At 51.2% G+C, this 15632-nt stretch carries 11 protein-coding genes; 3 read left to right on the forward strand and 8 right to left on the reverse strand.

From position 1 onward, the window contains the following. Window positions 1-2 precede the first annotated feature (2 nt). From F556_RS0130245 to F556_RS0130255, 3 genes are all read right to left on the reverse strand, one after another. Window positions 3-479, reverse strand: coding sequence for a hypothetical protein (locus tag F556_RS0130245; RefSeq protein WP_020620758.1), 477 nt, complete (start codon window positions 477-479; stop codon window positions 3-5). Continuing rightward, window positions 472-1257 carry a MerR family transcriptional regulator gene (locus tag F556_RS0130250; RefSeq protein WP_020620759.1) on the reverse strand — a complete coding sequence of 262 codons (786 nt, stop codon included), beginning with the start codon at window positions 1255-1257 and terminating at the stop codon, window positions 472-474. The genes F556_RS0130245 and F556_RS0130250 overlap by 8 nt, the downstream gene beginning before the upstream one ends. A gap of 75 nt (window positions 1258-1332) precedes the next feature. Further along, window positions 1333-2202 carry a helix-turn-helix transcriptional regulator gene (locus F556_RS0130255; RefSeq protein ID WP_020620760.1) on the reverse strand — a complete coding sequence of 290 codons (870 nt, stop codon included), beginning with the start codon at window positions 2200-2202 and terminating at the stop codon, window positions 1333-1335. A gap of 125 nt (window positions 2203-2327) precedes the next feature. Between F556_RS0130255 and F556_RS0130260 the strand changes: the two genes are divergently transcribed. Next, window positions 2328-4394 carry a beta-galactosidase gene (locus tag F556_RS0130260; protein WP_020620761.1) on the forward strand — a complete coding sequence of 689 codons (2067 nt, stop codon included), beginning with the start codon at window positions 2328-2330 and terminating at the stop codon, window positions 4392-4394. Between the two features lie 86 nt (window positions 4395-4480). On the opposite strand, the gene F556_RS0130265 is transcribed toward F556_RS0130260, so the two are convergent. From F556_RS0130265 to F556_RS36785, 4 genes are all read right to left on the reverse strand, one after another. Further along, window positions 4481-6673: an alginate lyase family protein gene (locus F556_RS0130265; protein WP_020620762.1), complete on the reverse strand. Its 2193-nt coding sequence runs from the start codon at window positions 6671-6673 to the stop codon at window positions 4481-4483. Between the two features lie 20 nt (window positions 6674-6693). Beyond that, a complete protein-coding gene (locus F556_RS0130270) occupies window positions 6694-7563 on the reverse strand; it encodes a carbohydrate ABC transporter permease (protein WP_020620763.1) in 870 nt (289 codons plus the stop codon). Between the two features lie 19 nt (window positions 7564-7582). Then, window positions 7583-8491 carry an ABC transporter permease gene (locus tag F556_RS0130275; RefSeq protein ID WP_020620764.1) on the reverse strand — a complete coding sequence of 303 codons (909 nt, stop codon included), beginning with the start codon at window positions 8489-8491 and terminating at the stop codon, window positions 7583-7585. 77 nt (window positions 8492-8568) lie between these two features. Further along, a complete protein-coding gene (locus tag F556_RS36785; RefSeq protein ID WP_020620765.1) occupies window positions 8569-10140 on the reverse strand; it encodes an extracellular solute-binding protein in 1572 nt (523 codons plus the stop codon). Between the two features lie 240 nt (window positions 10141-10380). On the opposite strand from F556_RS36785, the gene F556_RS0130285 reads away from it, so the two are divergent. Beyond that, complete coding sequence (locus tag F556_RS0130285) at window positions 10381-12138, forward strand: sensor histidine kinase (RefSeq protein WP_169447658.1); 1758 nt, start codon at window positions 10381-10383, stop codon at window positions 12136-12138. Beyond that, the gene (locus F556_RS0130290) at window positions 12125-13762 is read left to right on the forward strand and encodes a response regulator transcription factor (RefSeq protein WP_020620767.1); all 1638 of its coding nucleotides are present in this window, start codon (window positions 12125-12127) and stop codon (window positions 13760-13762) included. Before F556_RS0130285 ends, F556_RS0130290 begins: the two co-directional genes overlap by 14 nt. Here the strand turns inward: F556_RS0130290 and F556_RS35705 are convergent. Beyond that, window positions 13759-15378: a carbohydrate-binding module family 20 domain-containing protein gene (locus F556_RS35705; RefSeq protein ID WP_245583164.1), complete on the reverse strand. Its 1620-nt coding sequence runs from the start codon at window positions 15376-15378 to the stop codon at window positions 13759-13761. The genes F556_RS0130290 and F556_RS35705 overlap by 4 nt on opposite strands. Window positions 15379-15632 lie beyond the last annotated feature (254 nt).

Genomic DNA, 15632 nt, shown 5'->3' on the forward strand with positions numbered 1-15632 from the left:
ACTCATCCTGGCCCCAAGCGGAAGGCCTTCTCACAGACAGCCTTTGCCCCGTCCCCTCTTGATCTATGCGTGGCTACAACTTCTCCGTCATATGAAATCGTGCAGCTGATCCAACTGCCATCCTCATCTAGTGCTGCTGTTACCCGCGTCGAAGTGAGCGGGATGAACGTATCTTTGGGGACAGCAAATTCCTCTCGATAAGGCAGGGTAATGGAATCATAAGCGACACTTTCGGGGTGCTTCCGAGCATGGACTTCTACCTCTAAGTCAGTTGCTACAGCTGCATCGCTCTCGACAAGCACCTCTACGATAATGGCCTCCGATTTGTTGCCAAGCTCTTGGTGTGCTCCTTCACTTTCGATTCCCTCGGTTGTGTCTCTTGCTACTCCGCAAGCGGAACAGAAAATCATTAACCCCGTTAATAAAACGGTAGGCCAAGCAGGCTTGCCTATTCTCCATGTTTGTTTGTGCTTATTCACGGCTTTGGTCCTCTCTTTGTGCCAGATAGAAGCCAATCATTTCATCAAGATAGGACAGGAATGCTTGATCCAGACCGATCACGACAGGCTCCGCCCTCTCTGGCGAGCTGATGAGATGCCAATATTTATCTAGCAACAGTTCGTCGCCCTGGAATAGATCCAATGCCTTGTCATAGAGTTCGCCAGCAAGAGCTTGCGCTTCAGGAGAGTCGGGCGCGACAGGCATCAGTCTTCGTATGTGCTGAAAAATCGCAACTAGCTCTTCCATTCGCTTGTCGGTACTCCCGAGCACTGGCAAATCAGCAAGAATGGCCTTCTCCCGTGGAGTTAACGGTAGATCATCCTTAAATTCAGCTGGGATTACTCCTTCTACAAGAGGACGATCTTCCATTGCAACAATCACTTGTAATAAATCCTTAACATCACTCGTGCCCTTGAGTTGGATGCTGTGAATGGTAGACCGGAGCAAGTATTGTTTGCGGCTTAGCTCTTCCTTCTGTTGCTCAATCAGTGCTACTTGTTCATGTAAGGAGGCGATCCAATTGTCACTTTCCTCCGTATGCTTCTGATTCTGCAATAGGTCTTTGATTTGCTCTAAGGTATAGCCAATCGATTTGAGTAAACGTATTTTTTGCAGCCGCAGGATCGCATGTTCATCATAGTAGCGATACCCGTTCTCGGGAACAAGTGAGGGCTGTAACAATCCAATTTGCTCGTAATAATAAAGCGTTCGTTTGCTGATGTTCGCTTGTTTCGCTAAATCTCCTACACGGATCATCGATGGTATGCCCCCTTTCTCCTAAGATTATAAACGATAACGTATACGTTATTGTAAAGCATGAAATGAAAGTTTTTACAAAAACTTTGGGCGTTCGCCGGTTTGAGCATACTTTTTCGGTGTCGTGCCGTACGTGCGTTTGAACATGCGAATGAAGTAGCTGGTGTCCATGCCGAGTATCTCCGCGACACGGTCTACCGTTATGGCGGGATCGTCCTTAAAGAGCTGCAAGGATCGACGCATGCGCAGCTGCAGCAAGTATTGCTGAGGGGTCATGCCATAGCTAGCAACGAACAGACGGTGGAAATGCTGGACCGAATACCCGGCCGCCTTGGCTACGTTGGACAAGAGCAACCGCTCGGACGAATGATCGTGAATCCATTGCACCGCCGCCTGCAATCCGGAATGAGACAGGGCGGTAGCTGGGATTTTTGCAGAGGATCTTGACGGTGGATGTTCTCCCTCCATCAAGCTGAGCAGCAGATCATACAATCGCCTTGATGCCTCATAGGCATGCTCGCCACCCTCCTGAATCAAATGCCAGATCCCTTCTAACTTCAGCCATAGCTCTTCGAAATTGGACGTGTGGAAGACAATCGCTTCCGATTCGCTTGGACGAACCCCCAATTTCGAGACCAAGTCGTCAGCAGCGCTTCCGCCAAAGGCGACAAAACCAAGATCCCAGGTGTCCTCTGATGAGTCTGGTCGATAATGATGTCCCCTATGTGCAGGCATCAACAACGCCATACCAGCCGACACCTTGTACTCTTGTCCGCTGAAGAGACGGAAGGTGCCGTGGCCTCTCCGGGTGAAAAATAGCTGGTGTATGGAATAGCCATGGCTCAGCCGGTCAATCTCCCTCTGCTCGTGACTGCCCGCGCACCGGACATACAGGGGGAGTTGCTGCTCCAGATTGGCGTTGTTGGCTAACAAAAATGGCATCATAAGCGACGCGCTCCTTTGCATAGTAAGATCGGACGATATAATGATATTTCTCTTCGATGATTCAAGGTTGATTATGAACTATGATCGAGGCATGAGTTAAATCCAAGTTGATGAGGTGGAACGTAATGACAATCGTAAATGCACCGATAAGTCCGAAGCTTCCTGTGCTCATGCATGGAGCCGACTATAATCCCGACCAATGGTTGCATGATCCAGCCGTGCTGGAGGAAGACATCCGGTTAATGAAGCTTGCCGGCTGCAACGTGATGGCCATAGGCATTTTTTCGTGGGCGGCCCTTGAGCCCGCCGAGGGCGAATTCCGGTTCGAGTGGCTGGACCACGTGCTGGAGCGCTTTTGCAACAACGGGATCTATGCGTGGTTAGCAACGCCGAGCGGCGCCAGACCAGCGTGGTTGTCGGACAGCTATCCGGAGGTGCTGCGGGTAGCTCCTAACCGGGTTCGGAATTTGTATGGCGGACGACATAATCATTGCTTTACCTCCCCTGCTTACCGCGAGAAGGTCGCCATCATGAATCGCAAGCTGGCGGAGCGTTACGGGGCTCATCCCGCAGTCGTCGGCTGGCATATTTCGAACGAATACGGCGGTGAGTGTCATTGCGAGCTCTGCCAGGATGCGTTCCGGAACTGGCTGAAACGCGAGTACCGTACGCTCGACGCGTTGAATCTGGCATGGTGGACCTCGTTCTGGTCGCACACCTATACGGATTGGCAGCAGATCGAATCCCCTGCTCCCCACGGCGAACGAATGGTGCATGGGTTGAATCTGGACTGGCGCCGCTTCGTGACGGAGCAGACGGTCGCCTTTTGCAAGCATGAGATTGATGCCGTCAAGTGGGCTAATCCCGACCTACCGGTAACGACCAATATGTATACGCTCGAAAGTCTGGATTACAGGCGCTTCGCACCAATATTGGACGTGATTTCTTGGGATGCCTACCCGGACTGGCATAAGGAACAGGACAATGTCAAGGTCGCCGCCACGTTTGCTTTCATGCATGACATGTTTCGCTCCATGCTGCGTAAACCGTTTCTATTAATGGAGAGCACGCCCAGCATGACCAACTGGCAGGCGGTGAGCAAGCTGAAGAAGCCAGGCATGCACCGATTGTCCTCTCTGCAGGCAATTGCGCACGGCTCGGATTCCATCCAATATTTCCAGTGGAGAAAAAGCAGAGGCTCCAGCGAGAAGTTGCATGGCGCGGTCGTCGACCATGCCGGTCACGAACATACCCGCGTATTCCGCGACGTAGCCGAGCTGGGCGGCACGTTGGCTGACCTCTCGGAAATTGCGGGGTCCCTGACTCCCTCTGAGACCGCAATCTTGTTCGACTGGGAGAACCGCTGGGCTGTCAAGGATGCGAAAGGCCCGCGTAATGCCGGACTGCATTACGAGGAGACAGTGCATGACCACTACCGTGCGTTATGGCAACAGGGTATTCCGGTAGATGTGATTGGCAGCGAGGATGACTTCTCCCCATACAAGCTCATAATTGCACCTATGCTGTACCTGTGCAGAGAAGAAACGGGACGCAAGCTGGAAGCGTTGGTGGAGCGCGGCGGACTACTAGTCGTGACGTACTGGTCGGGCATCGTGGACGAGCATGACCGATGTCACCTGGGAGGCTTCCCAGGACCCCTCCGCAAGACGTTAGGCATCTGGGCGGAGGAAATCGACGCCTTGCAAGACCACGAGCGCAACGGCTTGACCTTGTTGGAAGGCAACCCGCTAGGGCTGTCCGGCCGTTATGAGTCCCGTGAGCTATGCGAACTGATTCATCTGGAAGGGGCAGAAGCGCTAGGCTGCTACACCGATGATTTCTACGCCAAGCGGCCCGCCCTGACTCGCAATTGTCTGGGACTAGGCAAGGCTTATTACATGGCCACCCGCTTGGGAGATGACTTCCTCCTTGCATTCTATCGCGCGGTATCCGCACAAGCCGGAGTTGCCCGTGTGATTGATACGGAACTGCCGGCGGGTGTCACAGCACAACAGCGAACGAACGGCAGCTCCGAGTATATTTTCCTGATGAATTTCAGCGACAAGTCGGCTGAAGTCCCCCTGGATGGTCAGACTTATGTTGACCTCGAGACGGGAGAAGCAGCAGGTGCGGTTGTTCCACTTCCTGTTAACGGCATTCGGGTCTTCAAGCGGGAGACATCCCTCCATTAGATGAATGTATAAACGCCCCGGATATGCGATCAGTTCGCGAGTCCGGGGCGTTTGTTCGATGACAAGAGGTTGTTTATTCGCAATCTCTAGGTTAGTGAATGAATGAGAACATCGTCGAACCCCAGGCGGCCACCATATTCCATCTCGCGAACCGTGTGCTTGGGCAGCAGCCCTTCCGTCACGGGATTGCCTGTATGGTCCAAATAATCGGCTACCCGTATTCCGCGATGGTCGAGGCAAATCTCATCCGACCAACCATCTCCAGTGATGCGAAGACCCGTCGCATCGAGTGGATCCAATTCTTCGCCCTCCGAGACGACGCCAAGCCGTGATAGCTCAATAGACGGTGCCTTGAGGCCATAAGGAAGCACAACGGTTTCCAAGACCACCCGTCCCGTAGCTTGCAGCGTGCGTTTGATAACCGGCTTCGTATGGTATTCCCCTTGGAGAAAGTATAAGCCCGACTCCAGCGCAAGCTGGTCCGTGACCAGCTCAGGGTAGGCAAGCATGACATTGGAGCCGTCCTCCCTGTTCGTCCGCACGTGACCGCGGCCGAAATCCGCGATCGCCGAGCCTGGAGGCAAGTGAAAATATTGTTCGTAGACATGCTGCTCTTGGGCTTCGAGAAGATCCACGATTAGCCAATATCTGTTTTTGACGAACAACACCTTGCGGGAATGGATGACGGGATCCTCGTACCGGGTATAGCCGTAATGGCTGGCAAACCAGTAATCGTAGTGCTCCGTGCTCCGAAAATCCCAGATGTGGCAAGGGGCGGTCTGTGGCGTGTTCCAATGGGCGCTTCGGACATGTTGGTCACCGCCGTCGACGACGATTGTATTGTGGGCTCGTGTCGAGATGACATATTTACGCTCCTTATTCCATTCAAACAGACCTATACCGGAATCGACAATCAACTCCTGGTCACCGGATAGCGCAATGAAGCTCAGCGTATCGGCATGCGCGTGTCCGGCGACGCCGACGCCAGCCCGCGCTGCCATGTAGAGCGCATCGCTGCTCCAATCTTGACGGGATACAAGATAGCCGCCGATTGGGAAGTGCGCTGCCGTGGCTTGCGGCAATAGGGCCTTGAGCTTGCTATAGCGCTCAGGCGCTTCCGGACCGAGTCGCCACAGCAGGGAAAATGGCAGTTCCTCGAACCCGCGTGACTTGTAGTCCGGACGGTTGAACATATAAGCGCCCAGACTCATCACCGTGCGAAGGTCCTGAGAGGACAAGACATCCGTGTCACCAAACCTTGGGAGTTGTCCGTCTGGCGTCATCAGATGCATGAGCACGTCAAACATCTTCTCAAGCGTTAGGTCATATTCGTTCGCCGGGAGGTCCAGCTTCTGGAGAAGCGCCACAAGCTCGTATAAATCCCGCATGACGATTTGGTGATAGTTCGGGCTGGCTTCAAATTGGACACCATCTTCGTATACATTTTGCCGGATGTAGCCGGGCAGCTCCTTCATCCCATATGCTAGCCATTCCCGGGAGTCCTTCAGCTCAGGCAGCAACAGTGATAACGTAATCAAGCCGCGAAGCTGCATGCAGACGTGGTTACCGTGAGAAGCATGATAGCTCCGGGTATACGTGCCGTGTTGATGGAAGGATTTGATCATCAGCATTTTGACCTCCGGCTCGAAGGAAGGCGAACGGAACATGGCGATGAACGGTTCTGGCAGCACGAATAGTCTAACACCGACCGACAGCGGATCCCAAGTGCAATGCTCGACGCGGAAGGTACCATCCTTGGGCATGGGATTGTCGAGAGTAAAATGCTTCATCATATCATTGAAGCATCTCGCGTACGCCTCGTTGCCCGTCAATGCGTAGGCGCGGGTCAGATGCTTCAGGTAGCCGAAGCGGGTCAGATGCAGCTGATACTGAGAGCTGTCGAACAACCAGCCATTCCAGTCGTAGGTTCCCTCTGGGAATGTAATTCGCCTTCCCTTGAATAGCGGAAAATTGCTCTTGATCAGCAGCTCCGCTTCTTCGAGGGCAAGCAAAGCCTCTGGATCATCCGCGTATTGATTACGGGAGTAAGCAGCTAATTCGGGAACATCGGATGGCTCAAAATAGTAACGTTTCGTCGTCCCGGATGCGATCAGCGCCAGGTAGACATCCCGGGCGCCGATGATATCGCCAGCGTTTAACTTCTCGCGTACGCCTTCCATCTGCGGACGATCGAGATCCAGCTCGCCCCGCAGGAATGACTCGTCCGAGGGAAGTGGCTTCGTATATTGCGGGTCATGTCGCAGATCCTTATACCCCATCTTTTTTACCTCCTGAACAGCTATTCTTTGATAGAACCCAGCATAGCGCCCTGGGCAAAATATTTTTGCAAGAATGGATAGACGATGACGACAGGCAGCATGGCTAGAAGAATGGCGGCATTTTGCACGTTTGGTCCGAGATTGGCAGCCATCTGCGCGTCGAGCGCGGCATCTGCGGATATGTTGGAGGAGCTGATGGCAACCATCTGCCGGAGCAGGGGTTGAATGGGCCATCTCGTCGAATCGTTAATGTAGATGATAGCCGTGAAAAACTCATTCCAGTATTGCACCATAAAAAACAAGGTGAAGGTTGCAATGATCGGCTTGGATAAAGGCAGTACAACAGACCATAGAATCCGGAACTCGCCTGCTCCGTCAATGCGCGCTGCTTCGTCCAGGCTTTCCGGAAGGTGCTGAAAAAAGGTCCGGATCACAAGAATGTTAAAGGCGCTTGAGGCCGCGGGCAGCACGATAGCCCAATATGAATCCAACAGTCCTAGCTCCCTGACGACCAGATAGTTTGGAATCATGCCACCATGGAAAATCATCGTAAAAAAGATGAATAGAAGCATGATTTTTCGCCCCGGCATGATCTTCTTGGAGAGCGCGTACGCCAGCGAAAGAGAGACAACCAGATTGACACAAGTGCCGAGCACGGTAATATATACCGAGTTTTTGACTGACGTCATAAACGTATTGGCATTAAGCAAATATTTGTACGCATCGAGCGTCCATGTCTTGGGCCAGATGAAGAATGCGCCAGACATGGATTGGCCAGGGAGACTAAAGGATACCGCGATAATATATAAGAAAGGCAGTACCACCATCAAACAAATGAGAAGGATGATGACTGCAAGGACGCTATCGAACCAAGTGATGCGAAGTTTCATGAAATGTCCCACCTTTGTGTTAGAAAATGCCGTCTTCGCCCATCCATCGTGCCAAATAGTTAGCAACCACCACTAGAATAAGACTGACGACGGATTTGAACATGCCGACCGTAATGGCGAAGCTATAATTGAACTGCTGCAGCCCGGTTTGGTACACGAACAGGTCGAACACGTTAGAGACATCCAGGTTCAGACTGTTGGTCATGAGGAAGATCTGCATGAAGTTGGAATCCAGAGAAGAACCCAGCCGCAATAGCAGCAAAATGACGATGGTGCTCTTGATGCCCGGCAGCGTAATATGCCAAATGTTGTGGAAGCGGTTAGCGCCGTCCACCTTGGCTGCCTCGTAGAGCTCGGGATTCACACCGGCCAGCGCCGCAAGAAAAATAATCGTCCCCCATCCCGCATCCTTCCAGATGGCCTGGAAGATGATGAGCGGCCGAAACCAGTCATTGCTGACCAGGAACAGCGCGGTCGTATCGAACCATTGCTCCAGATAATAGTTGATGACCCCGGATGGACCAAAGAAGGAGATCGTAATGCCGTAAATGACAACCCACGACAGAAAATGAGGCAAATAGACGATCGTTTGGGAAATGCGTCTGAACATCTTCAAGCGGAGCTCATTCAGCATAATCGAAAGCAGAATCGTAAACGGAAAATAGATGATGAGGCTAAGCAAGCTAATCATTAAGGTATTTCTGAGAAGGACAAAAAAATTGTCCGTGCTAAAGAAATTTGTGAAATGCTCCAAGCCTACCCATGGACTCTTGATCATGCCGATAAACGGGCTATAATCCTTGAAGGCAAGGACCAGTCCCCACATGGGAACGTAATGGAAGATTAGAAAATACAAGATGCCTGGGGCAGCCAGCAAAAGAAATGGCCATAGTTGATTGAATCGGTTGAAGCGATGGCTTCTCACCATGAGCTCTCGTTCCCCCTTATCCGTGGACAAAAAAATAGGGGCCATGCACGACCCCTATCATTTGTCGTTGTCTAAACCTAGCGTTCGTTTTGGTCCTCGTGATATTGTTCCAGCAGCTCTTGGGCAATGATTGCGCCGTCCCCTGCGGTCCAAGCATCAATCTCCTTTTGTACGGCTTCCCACGTTGCTTCGCCTAACACATATTGTGTCATGACGGCACTCATTCGTTTATAAGTATCCGGCTTCTTCGTAGCTGTCTGCGAGCTGTAGCTAAGGAACGGATTCGGGATGCCGTAATCGGCGATCACGTCAAGGGACGACATTTGCGCTTCCTTAATTTCTGGTACTTTGGAGTTGGCATAAATGTAAGGATCTACACGATTTTGCAGAACGAATGCGCTCGGTTTCTCCAGATCGTAAAGCTTCATTTGCTCCTCGGTTTGTACCGGAAGACCGTCCTTGAAGTCGTTGGCATGCACACCGAGGACGCCGGCTTTGGAGAAAGCGATATTTTCTTCTGCAGACGTGAAGTCCAGGAAGTCGATAATTTTTTGGACTTTGTCCTCCGGCACGGAGCTTGGAATCGCCCAGATGCCATAGTAACCGCCAATCAGTGCGACGCCCTTCTGCCCTTCTCTTCCCTCCAGCACGTCAATCACAGCGATTTCGGCATTCGGGTCGACTTGCTTCATTTTTTCAATACTCGTCTCCGAGATATCCCCCACATTACTTACAAATGCGCCGGCTACGCCGGACTGGAATTTGTTGCGGGCTTGCTGCTGGCCTTTCAGAACGGGAGCGTCCTTGTCAATCAAGCCTTTGCTCCATGTGTCTCTAAGCCATTCAAGGTAATTTTTGAACTCGGGCGTCTGAAAATCACGAACGGGTTGGCCGTTATCGTCAATCGTCCATATATGTGGAACACCGAAGGCGAACAGCATGGGGAACACGGAGCCAAATGGTCCGGGACCAGCAGCACCGTCTACGCCATACACCGCCAGAGGGATTGTCGTCCCTCCTCCGGCTGGATCGTTGTCCTTAAATACCTGGAGGGCGTGTGTCAGCTCGTCGATTGTTGTAGGGACCTCAAGGTCGTATTTATCCAGCCAATCCTTGCGGATTAGCACGCTGGCTTCCCCACCGCCGTACAACCCGCGCGGTCTGGGAATGCCATAAATTTTGCCTTGAACACTCGTATTGTCCCATACCGCGTCCTCGATCAGGCTGATGTTCTCTGTGCTATCAATGTAATCTGTCAGGTCGTGAAAGGCACCCATTCGCACCAAGTTAATGTATTTGTCGTCCTTGCCACTATCGATCAGCAGCAGATCGTAATCGTTAGCGGATACAGCAACCGCAAGCTTGTCACCATAAGCCTCCGAAGGCACGAAGGACAAATCGAGCTTCACATTGCCGCGTTTCTCGATGTCAGCCTTCGCTTGATTATTGTCCGTAGACGGCGGATCGCCAAAGGTGATGGTCATCGCTTTAATCGTAGTTGTCTCCGATCCCTGAGCCGCTGTTTGTTGGCCATTTGCTGGATTGTTCGGATTACCAGCTCCGCCTTCGTTGCTGGAGCAGCCCGCAAGCGCAGTCGTCATTAGAAGTGATGCAGCTACGACTTGCGCCAGATGTTTTTTAATTGACATGTTCATCCCCCGTTTCAAGTTTTCCTCACGCTGTTGCAAGATTTATTATAGATGAGCCAGTGACTCGCTTGACATGACGGAAACAAGCGAAAGTGTCACCATTTTTAAGATGGTTTGCCGGATGTATATCTTTGAATCAAGCTGATGTACTATACTTAGTTTAGCTAATGTCATAATGAGAGGGATAGATGGATGCCGTCACCTTTTTTTGGTTTCTTAACGCGAAGCTTTTATGTTCGCATGATCTTGATTATGCTCGCCGTTTCGATCATTCCGTTAGTCGTGCTCTCCTATATCTCCATCTCAGTATCCAGCTCCACGGTGGAGAAGCAGGTGAACAAGTTAAACGCACAGTTGGTCAATCAGGTTATAGACCGCATTGAGCTGTCCATGAACCGGTTTCGTGAACTGAGTGTGCAATACTCGGGCTTGTCCTCAATTAAGAATGCGCTGGTCTCCCCTTCGGAGCTGTATTACGAAGATGTGGTACTGAAGCGTGAACTGATCTCGGTGTTGACCACCGCATCGGCCATGATCGGCAATGTTGAGGGGTTGCAAGTATACTCTGCCGTCACCGGCGAGATCCTCTCCTCCACAGAAGCCCCTTCCCGGGTCGAGCAATCGGTCTATGGACCGTTGATTGAGCTTTTCTTGAGCTCCCCCAGGACCGAGCTGTTTCTTGACCGGGACTCCATTCCCGAAATGGATATGCTGCGTGATGCCAGCGTCTATATGGCACGAATTCCGTACAACAGATACGAAGAGATGAAAGGCGTTATTCTGATCTCCATGAACAACGATCAATTCCAGCAACAGATTGAGAATATCCAGCTTGGCTCCGAAGGCTCCATCACCCTGCTCACACCAGCTGGCAGTCCGATTGCCACGACGAGCAAGCTGAGCGACGAAGAAGACAAAGAGCGAGTAGCGACCATCCTGTCGCATTGGCGTGAGCTGGGCGCACCTGATCAGTTCGCGGAGGCCTCCTCCATCATCTCGGTGAAGCAGACGGGAACGTATGACGATTGGATCGTCGTATCCGAGATTCCATCCAAGGAGCTGACCCAGGACACCGGTATTATTCGGGAGACCGTCATTTATTTCTTGGCCCTTCTGATCGTATTGGGTGCAGCGTCCGTTCTGGGCTTCGGTTATCACTTGTATCGTCCGCTTCAGGCTGTCAAACGTCATGTAAACGCAATCAAGAAAGGGCAGCTCGATGCGAGGGTTAACACATTTGCCAATAACGAAATCGGCGACCTCGGGCGAATGCTGAATGCGATGGCCATTCGGATACAGGAGCTGGTTAACGATCTGCAGGATTCGGAGAAGCTGAAGCGCCGTCTCGAGGTCCGGGCCCTCCAATCGCAGATCAATCCGCATTTTATGTACAATACCTTGAATACTATTCGTATGTTTGCCATGTTAAAGGACTATGACAAGATTAACAAATTGATGGGCCGGTTCGTCGGTTTGCTTCGCTATTCCATGGAGAACTACGACCAAACCGTCCAGCTCGATCAAGAGTTGGATTATCTGAAGGATTACGTCGGGCTGCTCAATATGCGATACAAATGCCAGATCACGTTAACGTATGAGATTGAGGAGCCGCTTGGCAGAATGCAGATACCGAAGCTTAGCCTGCAGCCCCTCATCGAAAACTCGGTATTCCACGGTATTTTGCCTAAGAAAGCCGATACCGGGCTCATCGCTGTCCGTGCCTTCACCGATCGGCAGCAGGACCGGGTCGTTGTTGAGATCCGGGACGACGGTACGGGGCTGTCTGATGAGGACTTGGAAAAACTGAGGGTGCATCTTCTGCGAGAGGAATCTAGCGAAAATATCGGCCTGCAGAACGTGAGGATGAGGCTCAAGCTGATGTTCGGTCAGTCGACTTCCATGGAGATGTTGAGTGAAGAAGGCAGTGGCCTGCTTATTCGCATCGAATTGCAGGCGGATCAGGTTCAGATCAAGGAGGAAGAATATGAGCGGCTATAAGGTACTGCTCGTCGAAGACGAGATTCCAGCCCGAACCGTATTTCGGAGCATGATTGAAGCGCGCGGAGACCTGTTCGAGCTTGTGGGAGAAGCAGAGGATGGTCAGGATGGCCTGGAATTGTATAAGCGTCATCTGCCCCAGCTGATTGTAACCGATATTACGATGCCAGGCATGAACGGACTCGAGATGCTTCGAGCGATCGAGTCCGCCACCGCAACCATGCCACAAGTGATTATATTGACCTGCCATCAAGACTTCCAGTTCGCACAACAGGCCATTCAACTCAAGGCTGGAGCTTATCTTATTAAGGATGATTGTTTGAACGATCCTGAGCTGTTGGTTCGCACGCTCGAGGGAATGACGGAGCAAGTTGTCGGTCGTGATGCGATGAGAGAGAAGCAGCAGGAGCTGGAGCAAAAGGTTCGTTCCAATGAAATCGTAATTGAGCAAAATCTGTTTCTGGAGATGCTCCGTAATCCCGTTGCTGGTGAGAAGTGGCTGCAATCTTTGAAGCAGATAGGTATCCCAGTCCACCGATCCCAGGTTTACGCCTTGATGCTGGAGCTTGATCGGAGTTCCTTGCGCTTCTCGGTCGAACTGCCTCAGGAACTCAAACTGTGGCAATTTGCCGGGGTTAATGTGCTCAACGAATTGCTTGACACACTTGGTCCTCACAAGGTAATCGCGCTGGACAAAGGAAGGTTCGTCGCGATCTTCTCCCTGACGATTGAATCTTCACTGGAGAGACTGATAGACCAGGTTGCGGATTCCTTCTCAAAATATCTGAAGATGGACAGCTTGGTTCTGCTTCGAACGTTCCCGTCAGGGCTTCAGGATTATATGGGCGAGCTAAAGTCTTGGGTGTCCGCCGCTTATCCATTTTTTTATGATAACCGACCGACTCTTGGCGGTGGCGCCTCCTCGGCGGAACGAATCAGGTATACACATATCCCGGAGCAGTATGTCCGCTTTTGGGGCAAGGTGTTGAAGGGGGCATTACTGGAGTCACATGTAAGTTCAGCTGCGGTGGAGCACGAACGAAAATCCTTTCATAAACAAGCCATGGAGCACAACTGGGACCCCGAGCAAATGAAATCGCTATACCTTCGGATTTTTCTGGAGCTTAGTCAGTTTAGGCATGAATCTGACGGGATGTCGGATATAGAGGCCACTTTCCGAAAAAGGCTGGAGCAATGCCAGACCTTTGACGCCGTTCATGATTCTACGGTCGCCTGCTTCCGCCAGCTTAAGCTGTTGCAGGGGGAACGAAAGCTCGACGCTTCCATTGCCAAGATCGTGCAGCGGCTCCACGAGAACCTGAACGAACCGTTCAAGCTGGAGGAGCTCGCTGCGTCGATCAACTATAGTGTGCCATACTTCAGCAGCATGTTTAAGAAAACAACGGGTGAGAGCTTCGTCCAATATCTCAATAAATTGCGACTGGAAAAAGCGAAGCTGCTGCTGTTGACAACGGACCGCAAGACCTTCGAGATTGCCGAGGACATTGGGTTTGAAAATTATCGCTCGTTCAACCGGCTCTTTAAGCAGGCTATTGGCCTTACCCCCTCCGACTTCCGCAAGCAAGGTGTCGAAGGCCATTCAGCGTTTTCTTCAACACTTTAATTTCTAAAATCAAATGAGACTTGGTTGGTACTGGCGCTGACCGTATAGGTGCGATTGGCCCCTGACTCCCAGACGACATTGTTGGCTCCATCCCTTTTGATCGCTTTATACTCGAACGTCGTACCGACTGGCAAGTTGACGGTAAAGCCCCAATGCGGGTAATTGGCCGTGCTGCCTGGACCAAACGCTTGACTGACGTTCCAGTTCCCCAGCGCAGGGATGTTGCCAACCAAATAGATATTCTGTCCCATCACCGTTGTTGCATTTCTCACGGTAAACGTGACATTCACAGACTGCGTGTCGTTATAAAGGACAGCAATTGTACCGCCAGCGATGTTGCCGGTAATTCTGCCATTGGCTACCGTAAATGTGCCACTGCCCGTTGCTTTGTTGACGTAGACTCCGTTTGCCAGATTCGTAGGCTGATTGATCGCTGCATTGCCACCCAGATTGACAATAGTCATTCCTTTATTACCACGCTCAATCAGCATGATCTCGTTCCCTTGATTCCGCAGGTACTCACCCTGACCTGCCATGGCATTATGGAATTTGTTCACGGCCACAACATCCGGATCTTTCCACAAATTATTGCCGGCTGTTCCCAAACTCGCAGCGAATTTACCGGTTCCTGCCGGACGGTTGAAGAATAAGGGCACCGTGTGGGCTCTCGCCGCGATAATGGCCCACCCCATCTTGATTTGCCAGTCGTTCATATTCGTGGATTCATCACCAAGGTTGGCATACGTATCATGGGACTCCACCCAGGTTACCAGCTTGGAAGGTGCAACGTTGGCTGCATTGAAGTTAAAAGCCATATTCACATTCTTGGCGTTATTAAATCCGACCGCGTGCCGCACATTGTCACCGTAATAAGAAGCTGTAACATTCAAATAATTAGCATACTGCGCAAAAGCATCCGCTCCGCCCTGCAGAACTTCTCCATAGTTATACAGGCTGGATGGGTTATTCAATGAGCCTAACACGCGGGTCCAGAAATTCGAGGCACCAGCTGGATCGGTAGGCAGCTCAATATGCTTGGCTGCATCAAATCGGAATCCATCCGCACCAAGTGAAATGGCATCATTCAGAAAAGCGATGATTTTATCTTGCAGCTCTTGATTACTGGTGTTCAGGTCGGGCAAGCCAATACCAAGCTGCGTCACTTGCCAGCGATCATTCCAGTTCGTAATGCCACTTAGCTGATGCCAAAAATAAGGGTTGTTCCGAATGGAAGGGTCAACATTGTAAGCCGGTACATATTGTAACGACCCGTCAATGCCTGCATTTCCTGTGTGATTAGCAACCACATCGACAATAATGTTGATCCCGTAAGTCGCAGCCTCAGCGCATAGCTGTCTAAACTGCTCTCTTGTTCCTAGCTGTGCGTTACCAATATTGAAATTGATCGGCTGGTATAAGATCCACCACAGATTTCCGGCCATCGTGTTTTCCTTAACACCCTGGATCGGCGAGGTCTGAATCGTTTTGAAGCCAGCGGCAGCAATTTCCGGCAAGCGACTGCGGATTGTATTAAATGACCAGTTCCATGCATGCAGAATGACGCCATCTTTTGTTGCCGCAGGCAAGCCAGGATCTGCAGCTTCTGCTACTTGCATTCGTAGGATGTTTGAATTGTTTGCGCTTTCAAAATGGAGTGCAAATGGCTGAGTAACGAACACGAGAATCAGAATTGCGCTTAAAAGCCTCTTTACCGCTTGATTCATTTTTCAACTCTCCTTCTTTAGGTTAGATTGAACTTCTTAACTATAGCACCGCTTACATTTTGTGGAGTTAGAGATCCTTTGCGAGTGTAGACGATAATTATCCGAAATGGAATTTTGATCCAAAAACTCTCTACCCTCTTTGTATC

Origin of the sequence: Paenibacillus daejeonensis DSM 15491, from assembly GCF_000378385.1 — a bacterium.
GTDB classification, from domain to species: Bacteria; Bacillota; Bacilli; order Paenibacillales; family Paenibacillaceae; genus Paenibacillus_D; species Paenibacillus_D daejeonensis.

Bases quoted from the DNA above. Each gene is read 5' to 3' on its own strand.
- F556_RS0130250 (WP_020620759.1), bottom strand. From the start codon at position 1,257: ATGATCCGTGTAGGAGATTTAGCGAAACAAGCGAACATCAGCAAACGA.
- F556_RS0130255 (WP_020620760.1), bottom strand. From the start codon at position 2,202: ATGATGCCATTTTTGTTAGCCAACAACGCCAATCTGGAGCAGCAACTC.
- F556_RS0130260 (WP_020620761.1), top strand. From the start codon at position 2,328: ATGACAATCGTAAATGCACCGATAAGTCCGAAGCTTCCTGTGCTCATG.
- F556_RS0130265 (WP_020620762.1), bottom strand. From the start codon at position 6,673: ATGGGGTATAAGGATCTGCGACATGACCCGCAATATACGAAGCCACTT.
- F556_RS0130270 (WP_020620763.1), bottom strand. From the start codon at position 7,563: ATGAAACTTCGCATCACTTGGTTCGATAGCGTCCTTGCAGTCATCATC.
- F556_RS0130275 (WP_020620764.1), bottom strand. From the start codon at position 8,491: ATGGTGAGAAGCCATCGCTTCAACCGATTCAATCAACTATGGCCATTT.
- F556_RS36785 (WP_020620765.1), bottom strand. From the start codon at position 10,140: ATGTCAATTAAAAAACATCTGGCGCAAGTCGTAGCTGCATCACTTCTA.
- F556_RS0130285 (WP_169447658.1), top strand. From the start codon at position 10,381: ATGATCTTGATTATGCTCGCCGTTTCGATCATTCCGTTAGTCGTGCTC.
- F556_RS0130290 (WP_020620767.1), top strand. From the start codon at position 12,125: ATGAGCGGCTATAAGGTACTGCTCGTCGAAGACGAGATTCCAGCCCGA.
- F556_RS35705 (WP_245583164.1), bottom strand. From the start codon at position 15,378: ATGCAAGTAGCAGAAGCTGCAGATCCTGGCTTGCCTGCGGCAACAAAA.